General features: G+C 53.1%; 21 protein-coding genes and 1 pseudogene. 10 read left to right on the top strand and 12 right to left on the bottom strand.

Going from position 1 to position 24000, the window contains the following annotated elements; translation table 11 throughout:
* Both J4728_RS22165 and J4728_RS22160 read right to left on the bottom strand, forming a co-directional pair.
* Window positions 1-942, bottom strand: a complete 942-nt coding sequence (locus J4728_RS22165) for an electron transfer flavoprotein subunit alpha/FixB family protein (protein ID WP_061375648.1) — start codon at window positions 940-942, stop codon at window positions 1-3.
* 15 nt (window positions 943-957) lie between these two features.
* Window positions 958-1728 carry an electron transfer flavoprotein FixA gene (locus J4728_RS22160; protein ID WP_000692185.1) on the bottom strand — a complete coding sequence of 257 codons (771 nt, stop codon included), beginning with the start codon at window positions 1726-1728 and terminating at the stop codon, window positions 958-960.
* Between the two features lie 480 nt (window positions 1729-2208).
* On the opposite strand from J4728_RS22160, the gene caiT reads away from it, so the two are divergent.
* From caiT to caiE, 6 genes are all read left to right on the top strand, one after another.
* A complete protein-coding gene (gene caiT / locus J4728_RS22155) occupies window positions 2209-3726 on the top strand; it encodes an L-carnitine/gamma-butyrobetaine antiporter (RefSeq protein WP_000787073.1) in 1518 nt (505 codons plus the stop codon).
* Between the two features lie 34 nt (window positions 3727-3760).
* Window positions 3761-4903, top strand: a complete 1143-nt coding sequence (gene caiA / locus J4728_RS22150; protein ID WP_000347134.1) for a crotonobetainyl-CoA dehydrogenase — start codon at window positions 3761-3763, stop codon at window positions 4901-4903.
* A 111-nt stretch (window positions 4904-5014) separates the two neighbouring features.
* Complete coding sequence (caiB, locus tag J4728_RS22145) at window positions 5015-6232, top strand: L-carnitine CoA-transferase (RefSeq protein ID WP_001016212.1); 1218 nt, start codon at window positions 5015-5017, stop codon at window positions 6230-6232.
* Window positions 6233-6294: 62 nt separating this feature from the next.
* Window positions 6295-7848: a crotonobetaine/carnitine-CoA ligase gene (gene caiC, locus J4728_RS22140; RefSeq protein WP_208212413.1), complete on the top strand. Its 1554-nt coding sequence runs from the start codon at window positions 6295-6297 to the stop codon at window positions 7846-7848.
* Between the two features lie 53 nt (window positions 7849-7901).
* The gene (caiD, locus tag J4728_RS22135; RefSeq protein ID WP_080154449.1) at window positions 7902-8687 is read left to right on the top strand and encodes a crotonobetainyl-CoA hydratase; all 786 of its coding nucleotides are present in this window, start codon (window positions 7902-7904) and stop codon (window positions 8685-8687) included.
* A 109-nt stretch (window positions 8688-8796) separates the two neighbouring features.
* On the top strand, window positions 8797-9393 hold the full coding sequence (caiE, locus tag J4728_RS22130; RefSeq protein ID WP_000122863.1) for a carnitine operon protein CaiE: 597 nt from the start codon (window positions 8797-8799) through the stop codon (window positions 9391-9393).
* A gap of 77 nt (window positions 9394-9470) precedes the next feature.
* On the opposite strand, the gene caiF is transcribed toward caiE, so the two are convergent.
* The 3 genes from caiF to carA all read right to left on the bottom strand — a co-directional run bounded on the left by caiF (window position 9471) and on the right by carA (window position 14534).
* Window positions 9471-9866: a carnitine metabolism transcriptional regulator CaiF gene (gene caiF / locus J4728_RS22125; RefSeq protein WP_000333324.1), complete on the bottom strand. Its 396-nt coding sequence runs from the start codon at window positions 9864-9866 to the stop codon at window positions 9471-9473.
* A gap of 273 nt (window positions 9867-10139) precedes the next feature.
* Window positions 10140-13367 carry a carbamoyl-phosphate synthase large subunit gene (gene carB / locus J4728_RS22120; protein WP_001126310.1) on the bottom strand — a complete coding sequence of 1076 codons (3228 nt, stop codon included), beginning with the start codon at window positions 13365-13367 and terminating at the stop codon, window positions 10140-10142.
* Between the two features lie 18 nt (window positions 13368-13385).
* Window positions 13386-14534: a glutamine-hydrolyzing carbamoyl-phosphate synthase small subunit gene (carA, locus tag J4728_RS22115; RefSeq protein ID WP_000597282.1), complete on the bottom strand. Its 1149-nt coding sequence runs from the start codon at window positions 14532-14534 to the stop codon at window positions 13386-13388.
* Window positions 14535-15172: 638 nt separating this feature from the next.
* On the opposite strand from carA, the gene J4728_RS24135 reads away from it, so the two are divergent.
* Complete coding sequence (locus J4728_RS24135) at window positions 15173-15295, top strand: hypothetical protein (RefSeq protein ID WP_000355310.1); 123 nt, start codon at window positions 15173-15175, stop codon at window positions 15293-15295.
* Between the two features lie 104 nt (window positions 15296-15399).
* Here the strand turns inward: J4728_RS24135 and dapB are convergent, their stop codons facing one another.
* From dapB to citC, 7 genes are all read right to left on the bottom strand, one after another.
* The gene (gene dapB, locus J4728_RS22105) at window positions 15400-16221 is read right to left on the bottom strand and encodes a 4-hydroxy-tetrahydrodipicolinate reductase (protein ID WP_000544038.1); all 822 of its coding nucleotides are present in this window, start codon (window positions 16219-16221) and stop codon (window positions 15400-15402) included.
* A gap of 179 nt (window positions 16222-16400) precedes the next feature.
* Window positions 16401-17309: a triphosphoribosyl-dephospho-CoA synthase CitG gene (gene citG, locus J4728_RS22100; RefSeq protein WP_001103238.1), complete on the bottom strand. Its 909-nt coding sequence runs from the start codon at window positions 17307-17309 to the stop codon at window positions 16401-16403.
* A complete protein-coding gene (gene citX / locus J4728_RS22095; protein WP_208212411.1) occupies window positions 17287-17838 on the bottom strand; it encodes a citrate lyase holo-[acyl-carrier protein] synthase in 552 nt (183 codons plus the stop codon). Before citX ends, citG begins: the two co-directional genes overlap by 23 nt.
* Window positions 17838-19358 carry a citrate lyase subunit alpha gene (citF, locus tag J4728_RS22090; protein ID WP_000665574.1) on the bottom strand — a complete coding sequence of 507 codons (1521 nt, stop codon included), beginning with the start codon at window positions 19356-19358 and terminating at the stop codon, window positions 17838-17840. The genes citX and citF overlap by 1 nt, the downstream gene beginning before the upstream one ends.
* 10 nt (window positions 19359-19368) lie before the next feature.
* The gene (citE, locus tag J4728_RS22085; RefSeq protein WP_001247811.1) at window positions 19369-20238 is read right to left on the bottom strand and encodes a citrate (pro-3S)-lyase subunit beta; all 870 of its coding nucleotides are present in this window, start codon (window positions 20236-20238) and stop codon (window positions 19369-19371) included.
* On the bottom strand, window positions 20235-20528 hold the full coding sequence (gene citD, locus J4728_RS22080) for a citrate lyase acyl carrier protein (RefSeq protein ID WP_000691461.1): 294 nt from the start codon (window positions 20526-20528) through the stop codon (window positions 20235-20237). Before citD ends, citE begins: the two co-directional genes overlap by 4 nt.
* 29 nt (window positions 20529-20557) lie before the next feature.
* Window positions 20558-21601: a [citrate (pro-3S)-lyase] ligase gene (gene citC, locus J4728_RS22075; protein WP_208212409.1), complete on the bottom strand. Its 1044-nt coding sequence runs from the start codon at window positions 21599-21601 to the stop codon at window positions 20558-20560.
* A gap of 244 nt (window positions 21602-21845) precedes the next feature.
* Between citC and citS the strand changes: the two genes are divergently transcribed.
* From citS to J4728_RS22060, 3 genes and pseudogenes are all read left to right on the top strand, one after another.
* A complete protein-coding gene (gene citS, locus J4728_RS22070; protein WP_000183602.1) occupies window positions 21846-23186 on the top strand; it encodes a citrate/sodium symporter CitS in 1341 nt (446 codons plus the stop codon).
* A gap of 158 nt (window positions 23187-23344) precedes the next feature.
* Window positions 23345-23584, top strand: coding sequence for an oxaloacetate decarboxylase subunit gamma (locus J4728_RS22065; RefSeq protein WP_001001154.1), 240 nt, complete (start codon window positions 23345-23347; stop codon window positions 23582-23584).
* A gap of 16 nt (window positions 23585-23600) precedes the next feature.
* A pseudogene (locus tag J4728_RS22060) lies at window positions 23601-24000 on the top strand (oxaloacetate decarboxylase); the annotation flags it as partial.

Below are 24000 nucleotides of genomic sequence, written 5' to 3'. Positions count from 1 at the left end.
TTATCGCGCTAAGGCAGCCGTCAGCGCAGGCAGGATCTTCAGCGCATCGCCAACGATGCCAAAATCCGCATACTGGAAGATTGGCGCGTTTTTATCTTTGTTGATGGCGAAAATCGTCTGCGCGCCGTTGGCGCCGACCATGTGTTGGATCTGCCCGGAGATCCCCACTGCCAGATACAGTTCAGGTTTGAGCATCAGGTTGGAGATACCGACGTAGCGCTCGTGCTCCATCCACTTCTCGTTTTCCGCCACCGGGCGGGAACAGGCCAGCTCGGCGCCGATGGTCTGGCACAGCGCTTCGGCCAGCGAGATATTCTCTTTGCTGCCGATGCCGCGTCCCACGCTGACCACCAGACGCGCTTTGTCGAGGTCAACGCTGTTGCTCTGACGCGCCTGGGTTGCGGTGCGGGTCACGGCAGTGGCCGGAGCCTGCCACTGCACGGTGTGCATCTCGCCGCTGCGAGAAGTGTCCGGTTGTTGTGCGTCAAACGTTCCGCTGCTGAGTGTGATCACGGCAAACGGCGAAGCGATGGTTTCTGCCCCTATCGCCAGACCGCCGTAGACCATATGTTTAACCGCCGCTTTTCCATCCTGCAGGGAGACGTCGCTGGCGTCATTGGAAACCGCAGCCGACAAGCGATAGCCCAGCTTTGCCGCCAACAGCTTGCCCCGACGCGTATTCGGCAGCAGCACCGCGCCGCCCTCGCTATGCTGACGAATAGTCTCAGCCATCGCAGCAGCGTAGTCTTCGATCATGCGGTCTTCTGGTTTGCCGCTGAGCAGCCAGACATGATCCGCGCCCAAATGACATGCTGTCGCGCTGTCTGCTTCGTTCAGTACGAACGCGTTAACTTTTTCACCTACAGCCTGCGCGCCACTCATCAGTTCGGGCAGACGAGAAGGGGTATCGCTGAATACCCAGACATTGGAAAATTTGTTCATAACATCCCCTGATAATTAAATGATTTTGCGCAGATTCTCGACAAACGCGGCGATTTGTTCTTCACCGTCACCTTCAATCACCACACGCTGACGCTCGCGCTGCTTCGGTGCGGCAACCTGTTGTGCGGAATACGCGGGTACGCTGTTCAGCCCGATATCCGCAGGCGACCAGACCTGAACCGGTTTTTTCGCCGCGCCAAGAATGGCTTTCATCGAAGGGATTTGTGGGGTGTTAATGTCGGTGGAAACCGCGATCACCGCCGGGAGCGGGATGCTCAGCGTTTCAACTTCATCTTCCAGTTCGCGTTCTACTGTCAATGTGCTGTCGGTAAGAGAGAGGATTTTACTCACGCCGTTAATCGCCGGAATGTTCAGCGCTTCGCCCACCAGCAAACCAACCTGCTGAGCATAAAGATCGGAAGAACCGTCGCCGCAGATAAGTAGATCGAAACCTGATTTTTGCGCCGCGGCGGCCAGCGCGGTAGCGGTGTGTTGCGGCAGCGCCTGCTCAAATTGATCGTCAATGACCACAATCAGTTCATCAGGGCCACGAGAGAGGACATCTTTGCGCCCTTTTGCATTAGTCAGCGCTTTGCCGCCAACGCTCATGGCGACAACCTGAGCGTCTCCCAACTGCTGTTTTAACTGGCAAGCAGCTTCAATTGCATTCAGATCATATTGGCTGATTTTGCTATCCGCTTTGCTGAAATCGAGTGTTCCGTCAGCATTATTAATCGCAATATCCTGCTCATCAGGTACGCATTTGTAGCAAGTAATTATCTTCATTGCATCTCCAGAAATCATGAAGGAAACGTATTTATATCGGCGGTGTTAAATACAGATATCACGCTCTTTAATTCGGAAATAAAACCTTAATCACCAATATTGAAAATGTCACACATTGATATTCGTAACTTTCAATAGTGTTACGCACCTCACCAATATTGAAAGAAATATGCCAAATATGAAAATTTTCAATATTGTTTGCTGGCTCAACAATATTGAACGTCAGATACTTAAAAAAGTTAAAAAACCACAACCAATCAATTGATAAATAAAGAAAAAATCAAAATTTAGACACAAAATAATCAACGCAAAAAAGTGTGACGAAGATAACAGAATCACCCGAAGTGAATACCCATCATGAGTTACTCATTGAGGCGTCCCAGAGGTTAAAAACTTATCAACAAATCATTAATAATAAATAAACAAACGTTCATGGACTGGCACGCTAAATAAATTTCGTTTTCACACTGGAATTCACTTATGAAAAATGAAAAGAAAAAATCGGGAATTGAACCGAAGGTTTTTTTTCCGCCATTAATAATTGTCGGGATACTTTGCTGGCTAACAGTCAGAGATCTTGATGCCGCTAACGTCGTTATTAATGCGGTATTCAGTTATGTCACCAACGTCTGGGGTTGGGCATTTGAATGGTATATGGTCGTCATGCTCTTCGGCTGGTTCTGGCTGGTTTTTGGCCCCTATGCCAAAAAGAGATTAGGTGACGAAAAACCGGAGTTTAGCACCGCCAGCTGGATTTTCATGATGTTCGCCTCCTGTACATCCGCTGCGGTTCTGTTCTGGGGCTCTATTGAGATCTACTACTATATATCCACCCCACCGTTCGGCCTGGAACCAAATTCCACGGGCGCGAAAGAGATAGGCCTGGCGTACAGCCTGTTCCACTGGGGGCCGCTGCCGTGGGCAACCTATAGCTTCCTTTCCGTGGCCTTCGCCTACTTCTTCTTTGTACGCAAGATGGATGTCATCCGCCCCAGCTCCACGCTGGTACCGCTCGTCGGTGAAAAGCATGCGAAAGGGTTGTTCGGTACCATCGTCGATAACTTCTACCTGGTGGCGCTGATCTTCGCGATGGGCACCAGCCTCGGTCTGGCTACCCCGCTGGTCACCGAGTGTATGCAATGGCTGTTCGGTATTCCGCATACGCTGCAACTCGACGCCATCATCATTACCTGCTGGATCATTCTGAACGCGATTTGCGTGGCCTGCGGCCTGCAAAAAGGGGTCAGAATCGCCAGCGATGTGCGTAGCTACCTGAGCTTCCTGATGCTCGGCTGGGTGTTTATCGTCAGCGGCGCCAGCTTCATCATGAACTACTTCACCGACTCCGTCGGGATGCTGTTAATGCATCTGCCACGGATGCTGTTCTATACCGACGCCATCGGTAAAGGCGGCTTCCCACAGGGCTGGACCGTTTTCTACTGGGCGTGGTGGGTTATATACGCCATCCAGATGAGTATCTTCCTGGCCCGTATTTCCCGTGGTCGTACCGTACGTGAGCTGTGCTTCGGGATGGTGATGGGTCTGACCGCGTCTACCTGGATCCTGTGGACTGTCCTTGGCAGTAACACGCTGCTGCTGATGGATAAAAACATCCTCAACATTCCGCAACTGATTGAGCAACACGGCGTGGCGCGCGCCATTATCGAAACCTGGGCCGCCTTGCCGCTCAGCACCGCCACCATGTGGGGCTTTTTCATCCTCTGCTTTATTGCCACCGTCACGCTGATTAACGCCTGCTCTTACACCCTGGCGATGTCGACCTGTCGCGAAGTTCGCGATGGTGAAGAGCCGCCTCTGTTAGTGCGTATCGGCTGGTCAGTGCTGGTCGGCATCATCGGTATCGTTCTGCTGGCGCTGGGTGGGTTGAAGCCGATTCAGACCGCGATTATCGCCGGAGGATGCCCGCTGTTCTTCGTCAACATTATGGTGACGCTGTCCTTTATTAAAGACGCCAAAGTGCACTGGAAAGACAAGTAATTCTTATTAACCCAATTGATCAAGAGGCTGAAAGATGGATTTCAACTTAAATGACGAACAGGAGCTGTTTGTCGCCGGTATTCGCGAACTGATGGCCAGTGAGAACTGGGAAGCTTATTTTGCCGAGTGCGATCGTGACAGCGTCTACCCTGAGCGTTTTGTAAAAGCGCTGGCGGATATGGGTATTGATAGCCTGCTGATCCCGGAAGAACACGGCGGTCTGGAAGCGGGTTTTGTTACCGTCGCCGCCGTCTGGATGGAGCTGGGACGTCTTGGCGCGCCAACTTACGTGTTGTACCAATTGCCGGGAGGTTTTAACACTTTCCTGCGTGAAGGAACTCAGGAGCAAATTGATAAAATCATGGCGTTCCGGGGCACCGGTAAGCAGATGTGGAACTCTGCTATCACCGAACCGGGAGCGGGATCGGATGTTGGTAGTCTGAAAACCACTTATACACGCAAAAATGGTAAGGTTTATCTTAATGGCAGTAAGTGCTTTATCACCAGTAGCGCCTATACCCCGTACATCGTGGTCATGGCGAGAGACGGTGCATCGCCGGATAAACCGGTTTACACCGAGTGGTTTGTGGACATGAGCAAAGCGGGTATCAAGGTCAACAAACTGGAGAAACTCGGTCTGCGCATGGATAGCTGCTGTGAAATCACCTTTGACGACGTTGAACTGGACGAGAAAGACATGTTCGGTCGGGAAGGTAACGGCTTCAACCGCGTGAAAGAAGAGTTTGACCATGAACGCTTCCTCGTCGCGCTGACCAACTACGGTACCGCAATGTGCGCTTTTGAAGACGCTGCGCGTTACGCGAATCAGCGCGTGCAGTTTGGTGAAGCTATTGGCCGTTTCCAGCTGATTCAGGAGAAGTTTGCGCATATGGCGATCAAACTGAACTCCATGAAAAATATGCTGCTGGAAGCCGCGTGGAAAGCGGATAACGGCACGATTACCTCCGGCGACGCGGCAATGTGCAAATACTTCTGCGCCAACGCCGCGTTTGAAGTGGTAGACACCGCCATGCAGGTACTGGGAGGTGTTGGTATCGCGGGCAACCACCGCATCACGCGTTTCTGGCGTGACCTGCGCGTTGACCGTGTTTCTGGTGGTTCTGATGAAATGCAGATCCTGACGTTGGGTCGTGCGGTACTTAAGCAATACCGCTAATCGATCCCTTGTAGGCCTGATAAGACGCGGGGCGTCGCCATCAGGCAATCATGCCGGATGGCGCTGTGCTTATCCGGCCTACATACCGCAAAAAATGCCAGGAGAAAAATGATGAATCATTTACCAATGCCAACCTTTGGCCCGCTTGCTGGGGTACGCGTTGTTTTTTCAGGAATCGAAATCGCCGGTCCATTCGCCGGACAGATGTTCGCCGAATGGGGCGCCGAGGTTATCTGGATTGAAAACGTCGCATGGGCCGATACCATTCGCGTACAGCCTAACTACCCGCAGCTCTCACGCCGCAACCTGCACGCCCTGTCGCTGAATATTTTCAAAGATGAAGGTCGGGAAGCATTTCTGAAACTGATGGAAACCACCGATATTTTCATTGAAGCCAGTAAAGGCCCGGCCTTTGCCCGCCGTGGTATTACTGATGAAGTGCTGTGGGAACATAACCCGAAACTGGTCATTGCCCACCTTTCCGGCTTCGGCCAGTATGGTACCGAGGAGTACACCAATCTTCCGGCGTATAACACCATCGCGCAGGCATTCAGTGGTTATCTGATCCAAAACGGCGACGTTGATCAGCCGATGCCAGCCTTCCCGTATACCGCCGATTACTTCTCCGGGATGACCGCGACGACAGCCGCGCTGGCGGCCCTGCACAAAGTACGCGAAACGGGTAAAGGTGAAAGCATCGATATCGCCATGTACGAAGTGATGCTGCGCATGGGTCAGTACTTCATGATGGACTACTTCAACGGCGGCGAAATCTGTCCACGTATGACGAAAGGGAAAGACCCCTACTACGCTGGTTGCGGCCTGTATAAATGCGCCGATGGTTACATCGTCATGGAGTTGGTCGGCATCACGCAAATCAACGAGTGTTTTAAAGATATTGGCCTGGCCCATATTCTTGGTACGCCGGAAGTTCCGGAAGGCACGCAGCTCATCCATCGCGTGGAATGCCCTTACGGCCCGCTCGTCGAAGAGAAACTGGACGCCTGGCTGGCAACACACACCATCGCCGACGTTCAGGCGCGTTTTGCTGAGCTGAATATCGCCTGTGCGAAGGTGCTCACCATTCCGGAACTGGAAGGTAATCCGCAGTACGTTGCCCGCGAATCGATTACTCAGTGGCAAACAATGGACGGTCGCACCTGTAAAGGGCCGAACATCATGCCGAAATTTAAAAACAACCCAGGGAAAATCTGGCGTGGCATGCCGTCACACGGCATGGATACCGCCGCCATTCTGAAAAACATTGGTTATAGCGAAGCAGATATTAAGGAACTGGTCGGCAAAGGCCTGGCCAAAGTTGAGGATTAAACGCGATGCGCTAATCGGTTTTCCGGTTAGCGCTCACGCCTGATTTCAGTGGATAAAGCAATATGGATATCGTTGGCGGACAAAACTTACGTCAGATGTGGGACGACCTGGCCGGGGTGTACGGAGATAAAACGGCGTTAATTTTCGAATCCTGTGAGGGAATCGTTCGGCAGTTTAGCTATGCTTCGCTCAATGAAGAGATTAACCGCACGGCGAACCTTTTTTATTCCTTAGGGATCCGCAAGGGTGATAGGGTCGCGCTGCATCTGGATAACTGTCCGGAATTCATCTTTTGCTGGTTTGGACTGGCAAAAATCGGTGCCATTATGGTGCCGATTAATGCCCGCTTACTGGGCGAAGAAAGCGCCTGGCTCCTGCAAAACAGCCAGGTGAGTCTGCTGGTTACCAGCGCCCAGTTTTATCCTATGTACCGTGAAATACGCCAGGACAATAGCACTCCGCTTAATCATATCTGTCTGATTGGCGAGCAGCTTCCGGCTGACGATGGCGTGAGCCACTTTTCCCAACTGCAAGCACGTCAATCGGCCACGCTGTGCTATACGCCCGTGTTATCCACTGACGATACGGCGGAAATTCTGTTTACCTCCGGTACCACCTCGCGTCCAAAAGGGGTGGTGATTACCCACTATAACCTGCGTTTTGCAGGCTACTACTCTGCCTGGCAAATCGCCCTGCGCGATGATGACGTGTACATGACGGTGATGCCCGCTTTTCATATCGACTGCCAGTGTACCGCCGCAATGCCAGCCTTTTCCGCTGGCAGCACCTTTGTGCTCCTGGAGAAGTACAGCGCCAGGGCCTTCTGGGATCAGGTACGTAAATATCAGGCGACGGTGACCGAGTGCATTCCTATGATGATCCGCACGCTGATGGTCCAGCCCGCCGCACCAACGGACAGGCAGCATCATCTGCGCGAAGTGATGTTCTATCTCAATCTATCCGCGCAGGAAAAAGACGCCTTTACCGAACGCTTTGGCGTCAGGCTGCTGACCTCTTATGGTATGACTGAAACCATTGTCGGAATTATTGGCGACCGTCCCGGAGACAAACGGCGCTGGCCTTCCATTGGTCGCGTGGGTTTTAGCTATGAAGCTGAAATTCGCGACGATCAAAATCGCCCGCTGCCCGCCGGAGAAATTGGCGAAATCTGTATTAAAGGCATCCCCGGCAAGACTATCTTCAAAGAGTATTACATGCAGCCGGAGGCAACCGCCAGGGCGCTGGAACCAGAGGGCTGGTTACATACCGGTGATTCGGGTTACCAGGATGAGGATGGCTATTTCTATTTTGTCGACAGACGCTGCAACATGATTAAACGTGGCGGGGAAAATGTCTCCTGCGTCGAGCTGGAAAATATTATTTCTGCGCATCCGAAAATTCAGGACATTGTGGTGGTTGGTATTAAAGACGCGATCCGTGATGAGGCCATTAAAGCGTTTATCGTCCTTAATGAAGGTGAAACATTAAGCGAAGCCGAGTTTTTCAGCTTTTGCGAAAACAATATGGCGAAATTCAAGGTTCCCTCTTTTATGGAGATCAGAACCGACCTGCCGCGCAACTGTTCAGGAAAAATAATCAAAAAAAATCTGAAATAAACCTTCCGGCAGGAATCCCTCCCGCCGGGAAACTATTTATCTGGAGATGAACTATGAGTGAGTCATTACATCTGACCCGTAACGGCCCGATCCTGGAAATTATCCTCGACCGACCTAAAGCGAATGCCATTGATGCCAAAACCAGCTTTGCAATGGGTGAAGCTTTTCTTAATTTCCGTGACGATCCGGAATTACGCGTAGCAATCATTACCGGCGGCGGTGAGAAATTCTTTTCTGCTGGCTGGGACTTAAAAGCGGCAGCGGAAGGTGAAGCGCCGGATGCCGATTTTGGTCCCGGCGGCTTTGCCGGTTTAACCGAAATATTTGACCTCGATAAGCCGGTTATCGCCGCGGTGAACGGCTACGCGTTTGGCGGCGGTTTTGAGCTGGCGCTGGCGGCGGACTTTATTGTCTGCGCCGAAAACGCCAGCTTCGCGCTGCCGGAAGCAAAGCTCGGCATCGTGCCTGACAGCGGCGGCGTATTGCGTCTGCCTAAGCTGCTGCCACCGGCTATCGTCAACGAAATGGTAATGACCGGCAGACGAATGAGCGCCGAAGAAGCGCTGCGTTGGGGGATCGTGAACCGCGTTGTCAGCCAGAGCGAACTGATGGATAGCGCGCGCGAACTGGCGCAACAACTGGTCAATAGCGCTCCGCTGGCTATCGCGGCGCTGAAAGAGATTTATCGCGCGACCAGTGAAATGCCGGTTGAAGAAGGCTACCGCTACATCCGCAGCGGCGTACTGAAGCATTATCCGTCGGTGCTGCATTCAGAAGATGCGCTCGAAGGACCGCAGGCATTTGCCGAAAAACGCGATCCGGTGTGGAAAGGTCGTTAATGTGACTATGCCGGATGGCGCTTCGCTTATCCGGCCTACAGCACATGCGCAACCGTAGGCCGGATAAGGTGTTTACACCGCCATCCGGCAAAAAAACCGAGGTACAACTATGAGCTATTACGCCTTTGAAGGACTGATCCCAGTGGTGCATCCGGACGCGTTTGTCCATCCCAGCGCCGTGCTGATTGGCGATGTCATCGTGGGCGCCGGTGTTTATATTGGCCCACTCGCGTCATTGCGTGGGGATTATGGTCGCCTGATCCTGGAGGCAGGCTCTAATCTGCAGGATGGCTGCATTATGCATGGCTACTGCGATACCGATACCATCGTGCATGAAAACGGCCATATCGGCCACGGCGCTATTCTACATGGCTGCGTGGTGGGACGGGACGCCCTGGTCGGCATGAATAGCGTCATTATGGACGGCGCAGTGATTGGCGAAGAGAGCATTGTCGCCGCCATGAGTTTTGTCAAAGCCGGATTTCAGGGTGAGGCAAGGCAACTGCTGGTGGGGTCACCTGCGCGCGTACTACGCCAGGTTACGGACCAGGAGCTGCACTGGAAACGCCTCAATACCAAAGAATATCAGGATCTTGCGATCCGTTGTCGAACGGGGTTATCTGAAACGAAGCCGTTAACGCAGGTCGAAGAAAACCGGCCGCGCCTGAAAGGCACGACGGACGTGAAGCCAAAATCAGCACAGTAATTGATGCCGGATGCGCTCACGCTTATCCGGCCTACGCGTCAATTACCGTTTACCCCGCCATCAGGTTAAACAGATAATTAGCGACGCATACTTTTTGACAGCATCATCTGCCATTTCTGCTCACGGTTTAGCTCTGTGGGGGGAACGGCAGACAGTCGCGGCGCTTTCGCCACGCTCACTTTTCTTTCCTGCAAATTATGATTCAATCGGCGATAGAGTTGAGAGTCGATACTCACGACTTTCACCAGACGCTGGCACTGGCAGCCTCGTCCTGCAATTTGGTTAGGGATCATCTTCACTTCACAAACAATTTCCCCCACTTCTGACAGAATATAGGAGAGCGTATTAATTGCTTTGCAATGTTCAATATCAAATTGACGGGAAATCTCCCTGGCAGTGATCCATCGGTTCTCTGCCATCATCCAGTCAGCAATTAACAAATAAAGCGGTCTTTCAACATATTTTTCACACATAAGCACACCATTTCACAAATTAAAAATCTGGCTACGGCCTGTCCAAACTAATAAAAACTAAGCCATATTAAAATTGTGGATATGCAAGATAGTATGCGACTTAAATATTGATTAGTGTGAGCAATATCGTGCTTATTACATTGAAAATGTGGTTACGGAAACGGACTTCTCCAGGAATGACCTTACGCAAGATAAAAAAAGGGTTTCTTTACAGAAACCCTTTCAACATTATATTACAGGTCCGGTTAGAGCAATATCCGCCGGACCCTTTGTTTACGACTTTTTGATCTGCGCGTGCATTTCCTGCACCGAGGTTACCTTCTCGGTGGCATCGGCATTGAGCGCCATCGTCGTTGCAAAACCGCCGTTCAGGGTGGTGTCATAATGCACTTTATACTGCAGCGCGCTGCGGCGAATCACCCTGGAGTCTTCAATCGCGCGGCGACCTGCGGTGGTGTTGATGATATAGGTATATTCGCCATTCTTGATACGGTCCTGAATGTGCGGACGACCTTCGTGCACCTTGTTCACCAGACGCGGGTTGATACCGGCTTCGCCCAGCACAATCGCCGTACCGTGGGTGGCATCCAGCTCAAAGCCCTGTTTCAGCAGCTTAGCGGCCAGGTCCACCACGCGCTCTTTGTCGCCTTCGCGAACGGAGAGCAGCGCACGGCCCTGTTTCTTCATGGTGGAGTTACTGCCCAGCTGCGCCTTAGCGAACGCTTCCGCGAAGGTACGGCCCACGCCCATCACTTCCCCGGTGGAGCGCATTTCTGGCCCTAACAGCGGGTCAACGCCGGGGAATTTGTTGAACGGCAGCACCACTTCTTTCACCGAGTAGTACGGCGGGATAATTTCTTGGGTCACGCCCTGCTCGGTCAGCGATTTGCCGGCCATCACGCGCGCCGCCACTTTCGCCAGCGGAACGCCGGTGGCTTTGGAGACGAACGGTACGGTACGCGCCGCACGCGGGTTGACTTCAATCAGGTAGACTTCGTTGTCCTTGACCGCAAACTGCACGTTCATCAGGCCGCGCACCTGCAACTCGAAGGCCAGCTTCTGCACCTGCTGGCGCATCACGTCCTGAATTTCCTGGCTCAGCGTGTAGGCCGGCAGGGAACAGGCGGAGTCGCCGGAGTGTACGCCCGCCTGCTCAATGTGCTCCATAATGCCGCCAATCAGCACCATTTCGCCGTCGCAGATAGCGTCCACGTCCACTTCAACCGCGTCATCAAGGAAGCGGTCCAGCAGCACCGGCGCATCGTTAGAGACGCTGACCGCCGTCTGGAAGTAGCGACGCAGATCGGCTTCGTCATAGACAATTTCCATCGCCCGACCGCCCAGCACGTAAGAAGGACGTACCACCAGCGGGTAGCCAATCTCTTTCGCCTTCTCAACCGCTTGTTCAATGGCGGTGACGGTGGCGTTGGCCGGTTGCTTCAGCTTCAGACGGTCAACCGCGTGCTGAAAGCGCTCACGGTCTTCCGCGCGGTCGATGGCGTCCGGGCTGGTGCCGATAACCGGCACGCCTGCCGCTTCCAGCGCGCGCGCCAGCTTCAGTGGGGTCTGGCCGCCGTACTGTACAATCACGCCCTTCGGCTTCTCGATGCGCACGATTTCCAACACGTCTTCCAGCGTCACCGGCTCGAAGTACAGGCGGTCGGAAGTGTCGTAGTCGGTGGAAACGGTTTCCGGGTTACAGTTGACCATGATGGTCTCGTAACCGTCTTCGCGCAGCGCCAGCGAGGCGTGTACGCAGCAGTAGTCAAACTCAATGCCCTGGCCGATACGGTTCGGACCGCCGCCGAGGACCATAATTTTATCGCGGTCAACGGACGGGTTCGCTTCGCACTCATCTTCATAGGTGGAGTACATGTAGGCGGTGTCGGTGGCGAATTCCGCCGCGCAGGTATCCACGCGCTTGTAGACCGGATGCAGGTCATACTGGTCGCGCAGTTTGCGGATTTCCGCTTCACGCACGCCCGCCAGTTTTGCCAGACGCGCATCGGCAAACCCTTTACGCTTGAGCTGACGCAGGAAGTCGGCGTTGAGGCCAGTAATCCCGACTTCAGCTACTTTCTCTTCCAGACGCACCAGCTCTTCAATTTGCACCAGGAACCAGCGGTCGATGTTGGTCAGGTTGAACACGCCATCCACAGACAAGCCCGCACGGAAAGCATCGGCGATGTACCAGATACGATCCGCGCCCGCGTCTTTCAGCTCGCGGCGGATTTTGGTCAGCGCTTCCGGGTCGTCGAGGCTGACTTTCGGGTCGAAACCGGTGGCGCCCACTTCCAGGCCACGCAGCGCTTTCTGCAGGGATTCCTGCTGCGTGCGACCAATCGCCATCACTTCACCAACGGATTTCATCTGGGTGGTCAGACGGTCGTTGGCACCGGCGAATTTCTCGAAGTTAAAGCGCGGAATTTTGGTCACAACGTAGTCGATAGACGGCTCGAAGGAGGCCGGAGTACGCCCGCCGGTGATGTCGTTCATCAGTTCGTCAAGGGTGTAACCTACCGCCAGTTTGGCGGCCACTTTAGCAATCGGGAAACCGGTGGCTTTCGACGCCAGCGCCGAGGAGCGGGATACGCGCGGGTTCATTTCGATAACGATCAGACGACCGTTTTTCGGGTTCACTGCGAACTGGACGTTAGAACCGCCGGTTTCGACGCCGATTTCACGCAGAACCGCCATCGAGGCGTTACGCATGATTTGGTATTCTTTGTCGGTCAGAGTCTGCGCGGGCGCCACGGTGATCGAGTCACCGGTGTGGATACCCATCGCATCGAAGTTTTCGATAGAGCAGACGATGATGCAGTTGTCGTTTTTATCACGCACCACTTCCATCTCGTACTCTTTCCAGCCGATCAGCGATTCATCAATCAGCAGCTCGTTGGTTGGCGAGAGGTCCAGACCGCGTTCGCAGATTTCTTCGAACTCTTCACGGTTGTAAGCGATACCGCCGCCGGTGCCGCCCATGGTAAAGGACGGACGGATGATGCACGGGAAGCCCACGTCAGCGGCAACCGCCAGCGCTTCTTCCATAGTGTGCGCGATACCGGAACGCGCGGTGTCGAGACCAATTTTCTTCATCGCGATATCGAAGCGACGACGGTCTTCGGCTTTATCAATGGCGTCGGCGGTGGCGCCAATCATGGTGACGCCGAACTCTTCCAGCACGCCCTGCCGCTCCAGCTCCAGCGCGCAGTTCAGCGCCGTCTGGCCGCCCATGGTCGGCAGCACCGCATCCGGACGCTCTTTTTCGATGATTTTGCGTACCACTTCCCAGTGAATCGGCTCGATGTAGGTGGCATCAGCCATTTCCGGGTCGGTCATGATGGTGGCCGGGTTGGAGTTCACCAGAATAACGCGGTAGCCCTCTTCGCGCAGCGCTTTACACGCCTGAGCGCCGGAGTAGTCAAACTCACACGCCTGACCGATAACAATCGGGCCCGCGCCCAGAATCAGGATGCTTTTTATATCTGTACGTTTTGGCATGGCTCTTATTACTCCTGATTATTTCGCGGACTGACGGTATTGCTCAATAAGCTCGATAAAGTGGTCGAACAGCATAGCTGCATCGTGCGGGCCTGGGCTCGCCTCCGGGTGACCCTGGAAGCTGAACGCCGGTTTGTCGGTACGATGAATTCCCTGCAGGGTGCCGTCGAACAGCGACTTGTGGGTCACGCGCAGGTTGGCTGGCAGCGAGTCTTCATCCACCGCAAAACCGTGGTTCTGCGCAGTGATCATTACCACGTTTCTGTCCATATCTTTTACCGGATGGTTGCCGCCGTGATGGCCGAACTTCATCTTAACGGTCTTCGCACCGCTCGCCAGCGCCAGTAGCTGATGGCCGAGGCAGATGCCGAACACAGGAATGTCGGTCTGGAGGAATTTCTTAATCGCCTCGATGGCGTAGTCGCACGGCGCCGGGTCGCCAGGGCCGTTCGACAGGAAGATGCCGTCCGGATTCATTTTCAGCACCTCTTCAGCAGAGGTTTGCGCTGGCACCACCGTCAGGCGGCAGCCGCGGTCCACCAGCATGCGCAGGATGTTGCGCTTGGCGCCAAAATCGTAGGCCACCACGTGGAACGACAGGTCATCCTCAGATTTCGCTTCCGGTAAACCATCTTTCAGCGTCCAGCTACCCTGCGTCCAGCGGTAAGTTTCCGCCGTGGTCACTTCTTTCGCCAGATCCATACCGTTAAGTCCAGGAAATGCTTTCGCTTTTTCCAGCGCCAGCTTCGCATCCGGGCTATCGCCTGCAATGATGCAGCCGTTCTGTGCGCCTTTCTCACGCAGCAGTCGGGTCAGCTTGCGGGTATCGATATCAGCAATCGCCACAATGTTATGGCGCTTCAGGTAAGAAGAGAGGTCTTCTGTGTTACGGAAGTTGCTGGCAATCAACGGCAGATCGCGAATCACTAAACCTTGCGCATGAACCTGAGAAGATTCTTCATCGGCTTCATTGGTGCCGACATTACCAATATGGGGATAAGTAAGAGTGACGATTTGGCGGGAATAGGAAGGATCAGTGAGGATTTCTTGATAACCGGTCATTGAAGTATTGAAAACGACTTCCCCAACCGCCGAACCTGTTGCCCCTATGGCCCGACCGTGAAACTGGGTTCCGTCTTCCAGAACCAATAGCGCTGACTTAATCAAAACACCCTCCAGAGAATATTCACTCACTTTATTTGCATATTAATTCATTCAGTCAGTATGAAGCAATGCAAATTTGCTTACCCGTGGATTTCTGGCAAACGGCGGCATTCTGAAGTTAAGCCGGATAAAAGTCAACTTAAAGCGGGTATTTTTTATGTTATTTTGCACATTATAAGGAAGTTATTCTGTTTAAGAGGCAAAAAGATCAACTAAGTGACGATAGAAAACGCTTGCGCTTCCTTGAGTTCGCAAAAAACTGGCTGGCATGATAAAAAGTGGACCAAATGGTCAAATTTCACATTAAAACAACAAAAAACAACGATAAAAACTCACTTAATAGCCATCAATGCCATTAAATGCATAAAAATTCAAAATTAAGAAAGTTAACGACAAAAAAATTTTAAAAATCAATATATTAAAAATATAAAAAACAAATCAAATGCATCATAAAATCAACAAAAAACAGCAAATTAAGACAATGTAATAAGAATTACAATCGCGATATAAAGATCCAGCTTCTTTTTCTTTAAGACAGGCACATACGATTGGACCACAACCAGCCTCACTACAGCATAAAAAAGCCAACCTATTGAAGCAAAAGAGATAAAACGCCCCCGAGGAACAGCACTCCCCCTCCGATGGATATCAGTCTTATCAGTCTGGTCGAGGTGCCTTTTGCATACGGTAAGCCGCTGCGGCTGAACATGTCGTGGGCGAAGAAACTGTCGAAACATGAATGGCGAAAGGCGTTACTTATCTGACCGAATAACCGGGGGGCAAAAAAAAACAAAAGGGCAATAATATATTGCCCTTTGTAATCAATTAATCTTGATTACCACAACCACATCACGAAGGTATTTAGTCGCTATAATACATCCAGCCCCAGCACATCCCGCATGTCAAATAGCCCATTTTTCTTCGTTTTTAGCCATAACGCCGATCGCAACGCGCCATTTGCAAACGTCATGCGGCTGGAAGCTTTATGCGTAATCTCTACGCGCTCGCCAATATCGGCAAACATCGCGGTATGTTCGCCGACGATGTCGCCCGCCCGAACGGTCGCAAAGCCAATCGTGCCCGCTACGCGCTCGCCGGTATAACCTTCACGCGAGTAGACCGCGCAGTCCTTCAGATCTTTATCCAGCGCCCCGGCGATTGCCTCGCCCATTGCCAGCGCCGTACCCGACGGTGCATCCACTTTATGGCGGTGGTGCGCTTCAATAATTTCAATATCGCTATAGTCGCCCATTACCTTCGCGGCTTTCTCCAGCAGCTTGAGCATGACGTTAACACCGACGCTAAAGTTTGCGGCGAAAACGATCGCAATCTCTTGTGACGCCTCGCGAATGGCTTGTTTACCGGCGTCGTCAAAGCCGGTAGTACCAATCACCATCCCTTTACCATGCTGGCGGCAAAACGCCAGATGCGTCAACGTGCCTTCCGGACGGGTAAAATCGATGAAAACGTCAAAATCATCTTTTACCGCCTCAAGGCTGCTTTGAACGGTCACGCCGGACTTTCCCACCCCTGCCAGTTCGCCAGCATCGCTGCCCAGCAAGGAAGAGCCTTCGCGCTCCAGCGCGGCACCCAGCTGAACACCTTCCATCGCCATGGCGGCCTGGATTAACTGCCGTCCCATGCGGCCACCGGCGCCGGCAATGGCGACGCGGATTTGTGCTTCATGCATAGCTATTCTCTTTTGTAAAAATTGCGTAAACCGTTTTCAGAGTAACCAGCGCGCCCGGAGGCCGCCATCTAAAATCGCCGATAATTAGAAATTAATGATAAACAGGGAGCGATATCAGTAAAAGACATGATTCATCCCGCAGGATGAATCATTGCTGGAGAGAATGAAAGAAGAGAAACTTACTCAGGATAGAGGGAACCGGCAGGAAAATGACTTAAAAACCAGGTCACTGCCAGTAAATCCGCGCTACCGCCAGGGCTTAAGTTACGCAGGATGAGTTCATCATCGAGGGACTGCATCGCTTCAATGCCCCCCTCAACCAATACGCCCCCTTGCCACAACAATTTTTGTGCCTGCTGCTGCACGTAGTAAAGCCCTTCCAGGCCTCCCCGCGACACCAGATTGGTATCATCATTCCACGCCATCAGATGCAACAATGTTTGCAGTAGGGCAAGATGGGTATCGTCATGCTCCTGCACGACCCGGTTAAACACCGGCAAAGCCTGCGTTCTGACGGTTCGAAAACCGCTTTCCGCTTCTCCCCGCGCGCCCGACAGGCCATAACACTGGAAATGGGTTTCACTCTTTGTCAGTTTTCCCGCTTTTTTTGCTGAGAGCTCGTGGGCAACAATATTCCGACTCAGGCGGGCAACCTGGTCGCAGATACGATTTTGCTCCAACGGTTCTCCCCGCGCGAGAAGTCGGCCAATTGCTGCGCTCAGCAGGCCAAAAGCGAAAATCGCCCCGCGATGGGTATTCACACCATTGGTCGCCTGTAGCATATCGTTCTCACAGGCCATCCCCAGCGGACGCAGCATCACCAGGACATTTTCTGCCGCCAGCGCCGCCGTGTTGTTGCCCATGATAAAAAACTTTTCCATCCACGGAGCAATGGCGGTAGTGCTACGTTCAAATGCCGCCAGATCCATATCCCTATGCGCTCCCGAATTACGAATATCGACCAGACCGGGTTTTGGTGTCAGCCTGGCTTCCGTCAGCAGCGCTCTTGCAACCAACCCATTAAGTTCGCCAGCCGCCAGCGATGAGTACGCTGGCGTACGCCGTTCAGTCACAACGCTCACGTTCATAGCATTCAATCCTTCGTGCAATTTCATCCAACAAAAGGTCAAGGGTGTGATGCTTGCCCCGGGCACAGAGATGAGCATCCTGCTGGCATATCAAACATGGCCGGGCAGGATGCCCGAGTTCACGGCGTGATAGCGACTTACCGTCGCTATCAATAATGTCGATGTCCCAAAGCCGCCCTAACGGATGGCACATCTCTAGTGTCGACATGTGCTGTTTCAACGCCATTGCCGGCGCACAGACCGCTGCCATCCATTCCGGGCCGCTGCGTTCATTTACCTGCATTTCCCAGACGTTGACCCACTCCTTCTGTTCGCAAAGCGCCAGTATTTCGGCAATTGCGTAATCGGCGACACGCCGCCAGACCGCTGAGTTTTTAACGGCGCCCGGTGCAACCAGCGTGAGGGAAATCAACGGTAGCCGATAGCAGTTCAACGCCTGACGCTGCCTGGCGGCACGTTTATCGCGCGCTTGTAGCATCTCCTCCAGCGTAACTGCCTGGCCCTGGTTCAGCAGGTCTGTGCCCTTCATCAGCCTTTAACCTGGCGAATCACGTCAATCACTGAACCGTCGCGATAACGCACCACAGCCACCACCCGATCGGTAAACTCAATCGGCTGCGGTTTGCCCGTCAGTTGCTCGGCGCGCTGTTGCAGTTGTTCGATGGTCGTCAGCGCCACGCCCGCAGCACGCAGGTTATCAAGCAGATCCTGACGCGCAGGGTTCACCGCAATACCATGGTCGGTAACCAGCACATCAACACTTGCCCCAGGCGTGACGGTAGTCAGCACTTTTTCCACCACGCATGGGATTCGGCCACGGACCAGCGGTGCGGTAATAATGGTGAGATCGGCCCCTGCTGCCGTATCGCTATGGCCGCCCGATGCGCCACGCAGTACGCCGTTTGAACCGGTCATCACGTTAACGTTGAAATTCACGTCAATTTCCAGCGCGCTCAGCATCACCACATTCAGGCGTTCGCATGCCGCGCCTTTAGAGGCGGGGTTCGCGTATTGATTGGTTGAGATTTCAATATGATGTGGATTCTGCGCCAGTGAACGGGCTGCATCGCCATCGAATGATTGCGTATCCAGCAGCGCTTTGATCAACCCTTTCTCATGCAGATCCACCATGGTGCCGGTGATCCCGCCCAGGCCAAAACTCGCCGTAATGTTGTGGCGACGCATTTTGTCTTCCAGGAAACGGGTGACCGCCAGAGAAGCGCCACCGGTGCCGGTTTGCAGCGAGAAACCATCACAAAAATAACCTGAGTGTTCGATCACATTGGCCGCCTGCCGGGCGATCAACAGTTCACGCGGGTTGCTGGACAGACGAATCGCACCCGCGGTGATTTTTTCCGGATCCCCTACTTCGTCCACCTGTACGATCAAATCAACCTGATCCTGCGCGATACTGGCCGGATAATTGGGGAATTCGACCCACTCTTCAGTCAGGAGCACCACACATTTAGCGTACTGCGCATCAACCTGCGCATACCCCAAAGAGCCGCAGCGTGACTTGCCGCTAAAGCCGTTAGCATTACCAAATTCATCGCAGCACGGCACGCCGAGGAAAGCGACATCAATATTCAGCTCACCGCTCTGAATCAGCTTTACGCGGCCGCCGTGAGAGTGGATCTGTACCGGGTTTTCCATCAGGCCAGCGGAGATCTCTTCCCCTAACTTGCCGCGCAGCCCGGAGGTGTAAATCTGCCGCACCACGCCATTTTTAATGTGTTCGATAAGCGGCCAGTGGGCATCAATTAATGAGCTGGAGGCAAGCGTCAGATCGCGGAATCCCATTTCCGCCAGCTTCGCCATCACCATATTGACGACTTTGTCGCCACCACGAAACGCATGGTGGAAGGATATCGTCATGCCATTTTTAAGCCCGGAACGACGGATAGCCTCTTCAAGCGAGTCACAAATTTTACGCCGACGCTTTTCCGTTTCACTGGCAAGCCACGGGCTGTTTGCTGTTACCCCCTGGTAGGGCTGTAATCCTTCCGGTACGACATATTGCTGGTTGAGCATGGTTACAGTCTCTTTCATGGTTCCTTCCTTAATCACGAATACCGGAAGCCGACAGCGCCACCACTTTGCGCGCGTGGTCGATAATCGGGCCGTCAATCATTTTGCCGTTGAGTGAAACGACGCCCAGACCGCGAGACTCAGCCTCTTCAGCGGCGGCAATCACCTCATACGCATGCTCAACTTCTTTACGTGTCGGAGAATAAGCCTGATGTAATAGCTCAATCTGACGTGGGTTCACTAAGGACTTACCGTTAAAACCAAGCCCTTTCGCCAACTGCACTTCCTTCAGGAAGCCTTCTTCATTATTGATATCCGACCAAACGACATCATAGGCGGCAATACCCGCAACGCGCGCCGCATGCAGCACTGCGCAGCGGGCGTAGAACAGCTCGGTGCCATCGCCCCGGCTGGTGCCCATATCCATCACGTAATCAAATGCCGCCAGCGCAATTGCCACCATGCGCGGGCTGGAGGTGGCGATGTCGACGGCATTGACCACGCCTTTCGCTGATTCGATCGCCGCCATCAGCCTGGTACTGCCGACCTCGCGTCCACATTCACGTTCGATCCGTTCGACCTGCGCTTCCAGCTCCAGCACATCGTTTTTGCTGTCGGTTTTCGGCAGACGCACGATATCCGCGCCACCACGCACGACGGCTTCAAGATCGGCCAGACCAAACGGCGTGTTCAGTGGATTAATGCGCACCACTTTTTCAACATCCTGATAGAACGGATGTTGAAGCGCGTGATGGACTAAAAGACGGGCGGTATCTTTCTCACGTAACGCTACGGCGTCTTCTAAGTCGAACATCACCGCGTCCGCACCGTAGACAAACGAGGTGCTCAACATGGCCGCATTTGCGCCGGGGATAAACAACATACTGCGACGTGGTCTCATAACGCACTCCATTGAATTTCCGTTTGTTCTGCAGCGCGTAACGCCGCCGCCTGCACTCGGGCGCGTAAAATACACTCCAGCGCGCCTTTGTCATCGACGCTAACCAGCGCGCGTTCAACGCCCAGCTTCGCCAGCGTTTCGCGCACCACCTGCTCAATCGCCGCGCCAAACTGCTGCTTCACCAGACTCTCTAGCTCCAGCCGAATTCCTGGCTCGCTGGATGGACCAATCCTGATCATCACATCGCTGGATTCCAGCGTGCCTGCCAGGGCATCTTTAATGATTTTCATTAGTTATGTTCCTTGTTAACGGTGTTACGTCATATGGTTTCAGTGTGTCTGGCGGCATGCCGCTGCAGATATGCCAGGGTGCCAGCAGGCACCAGCGCGCTTATTGCCGACCAATTACGTTCGCTATACAGTTTTCTGACGCGAGAGGCGGAAATAGCCGCGCCGTTTTTCTCCACCCGCGCCAGCTCGACGACCTCAATAACCGGGCCGCTACGCTTCGGATCGTGCAAAATGTCGTGCATTCGCTGGTTATAGGCACAGGTCAGAGGACAAAACGGTTCACTGCCGACAAAACGATGGGTAATCCCCAGCGCTGGAGCCAGATGTTCACGGAAGAGTTGCAGATCGATCTGGCAATGGCAGTCGTCCACAACCCCTTTTTCTTTGAGGAAATAGCCGGGAAACGTCGCACGCGAGATCATATAAGCGGAGCCGGAATGCAACGTGACGTTGTCAATGCCCGCGATTCCTTGTTCGATCAGCGCCCAACGGTCGGTATAGGAAAAAAATGAAGCATCTTCTTTGACTACAAACAGATGCAACCAGTCACAGGCCGCAGCCGCTTGCTCCACCAGATAACGGTGGCCCAATGTAAACGGATTGGCGTTCATGACGATGGCGCCGATCGTTTTTCCCGGTTGACGATAAAGCGCCAGTTGGCGACAAAAGCGCGCTAACCGTTCACTGCTGTTCTCCATTAACACCGCCAGCTTACCTGCCTGCGCAATGGGCCAAAACCCCGCGCCAGAAAACAGCAGCCGATTTTGCGGCTTAGTGAACAGGAAAAGTTCGCTGCGGTTTAACTCGTAGGCCAATGTAAGCAGCTCAGTCAGCAGTTTGAGGCTGAGCCCTTCCCCTTGTAAAACCGGGGAAACAGCGATGCATTTCAGTACGTTCCCGGCCAGAGAACCGCACCCGACTATCTCACCCTGCCAATATGCGCATACCGCGATTTCACAATCGTCTTCCAGGGCGAGTCCCACGCCCTCCAGAAACATGGCGACCGACTCGCGACGCAATACATCCTTTTGCAAATAAATGCGTTTAAATATTAGATTCACTCTATTCTGCATCCGTCAGCAAATAACGTCGCATATTTCGCCAGCGTTTGTATTACTCGTCTGGAATAGACATCACAATTTCCCCCTTGCTTTTATAAGCTTTATGGTTTTTATTTCCTTAATTAACCAGAGTTAATAAAAATAATTAAATTAATTAAAAACACAACCATTCAGTGAAGATAGTCACATCTCACGGTTCATTGAATTTATTAGTATGCGCGGGTCTTGTTATCCATCAATACACAGGAAAATGTTTATGACCAACATGACCCAGGCTTCGGCGACGGAGAAAAAGGGGGCTAGCGATTTACTCAGATTCAAAATCTTTGGTATGCCGCTACCGCTTTATGCCTTTGCATTAATTACTTTATTACTGTCTCATTTCTATAACGCTATACCGACTGACTTAGTCGGTGGTTTTGCCCTTATGTTTGTGATGGGGGCCATTTTTGGTGAAATCGGCAAACGTTTACCGATCTTCAATAAATATATTGGTGGCGCACCGGTTATGATATTTCTGGTTGCGGCTTATTTTGTCTATGCTGGCATATTTACGCAGAAAGAAATTGATGCGATCAGCAACGTAATGGATAAAAGCAACTTCCTTAACCTGTTTATCGCAGTGTTGATCACAGGCGCGATCCTGTCGGTAAACCGTAAGCTGCTATTAAAATCACTGCTGGGCTATATCCCAACCATCCTCGCCGGGATTGTCGGCGCGTCCCTTTTCGGTATCGTCATTGGTCTGTGCTTCGGTATCCCGGTCGACCGTATCATGATGCTGTACGTTCTGCCGATTATGGGCGGTGGTAACGGCGCGGGCGCCGTGCCTCTGTCTGAAATTTATCACTCGGTTACCGGACGTTCTCGCGAAGAGTATTACTCAACGGCTATTGCTATTCTGACCATTGCGAATATCTTCGCCATTATTTTCGCCGCCCTCCTCGATATGATAGGCAAAAAATACACCTGGCTTAGCGGTGAAGGTGAGTTGGTTCGTAAGGCTTCCTTCAAAACCGAAGATGATGAAAAGGCCGGTCAGATTACCCATCGTGAAACGGCGGTTGGCATGGTGTTATCCACCACCTGCTTCCTGCTGGCCTATGTTGTTGCCAAGAAAATTCTGCCAAGCATCGGCGGCGTCTCTATTCACTACTTCGCCTGGATGGTCCTGATTGTTGCTGCGCTGAACGCATCAGGTCTTTGCTCACCGGAGATTAAAGCCGGGGCGAAACGTCTTTCTGACTTCTTCTCCAAACAGCTACTGTGGGTGCTGATGGTAGGTGTGGGTGTTTGCTACACCGATCTGCAAGAGATCATCGATGCCCTGACGTTCGCCAACGTCGTTATCGCCGCGATCATCGTGGTCGGCGCAGTCGTCGGCGCGGCTATCGGGGGCTGGTTGATTGGCTTCTACCCGATTGAATCATCCATTACTGCGGGTCTTTGTATGGCCAACCGCGGCGGCTCCGGCGATCTGGAAGTGCTCTCCGCCTGTAACCGTATGAACCTCATTTCATATGCACAAATTTCCTCTCGTCTGGGCGGCGGTATTGTGCTGGTTATCGCTAGCATCGTGTTCAGCATGATGGTGTAAAAAAACGCACGGCGGTGTCTTTGCCGCAAACGACCTGGAGAAAAGTAGAGGCCAAAGCCAGAGGTGGCCAAGGGAAATCCACTCTACTCCTTAGCCGGATTCACCAGGAAGGCTGTCGTCAAGGCCACCGTCGTGCCTCTCATTATGGAAAATGATTCATGAATGAAGCTGTACTACTGGGTGAAGGTTTCACCCTGATGTTTTTAGGGATGGGGTTCGTACTGAGCTTTCTGTTCCTGCTCATCTTTGCCATTCGCGGCATGTCTGCCGTGATTACTCGCTTCTTCCCGGAACCCGTCGCCGCGCCCGCACCGCGTGCCGTTCCCGTCGTGGACGACTTCACCCGCTTAAAGCCGGTGATTGCCGCCGCCATTCACCATCACCGCCACCACGTTTAATTTCCCGGAGGGATCCATGACCATTGCCATTACCGACGTCGTCCTGCGTGACGCCCACCAGTCTCTGTTCGCCACCCGCCTGCGCCTTGATGACATGCTGCCGATTGCCGCCGCGCTCGATGACGTGGGCTACGGGTCGCTGGAGTGCTGGGGCGGCGCCACCTTTGACGCCTGTATCCGCTTTCTCGGCGAAGACCCGTGGCTGCGCCTGCGCGAACTCAAAAAAGCCATGCCCAAAACCCCACTGCAGATGCTGCTGCGCGGCCAGAACCTGCTCGGTTATCGCCATTACGCCGATGACGTGGTGGAACGCTTCGTTGAACGCGCGGTGAAAAACGGCATGGATGTGTTCCGCGTCTTCGATGCCATGAACGACCCGCGCAATATGAAAGCCGCACTGCAGGCGGTGCGCAGCC

Origin of the sequence: Salmonella sp. 32070601201500089SM (assembly GCF_017573605.1) — a bacterium.
GTDB classification, from domain to species: domain Bacteria; phylum Pseudomonadota; class Gammaproteobacteria; order Enterobacterales; family Enterobacteriaceae; genus Salmonella; species Salmonella enterica.
This window is presented reverse-complemented; position numbering and strand designations above follow the sequence as displayed.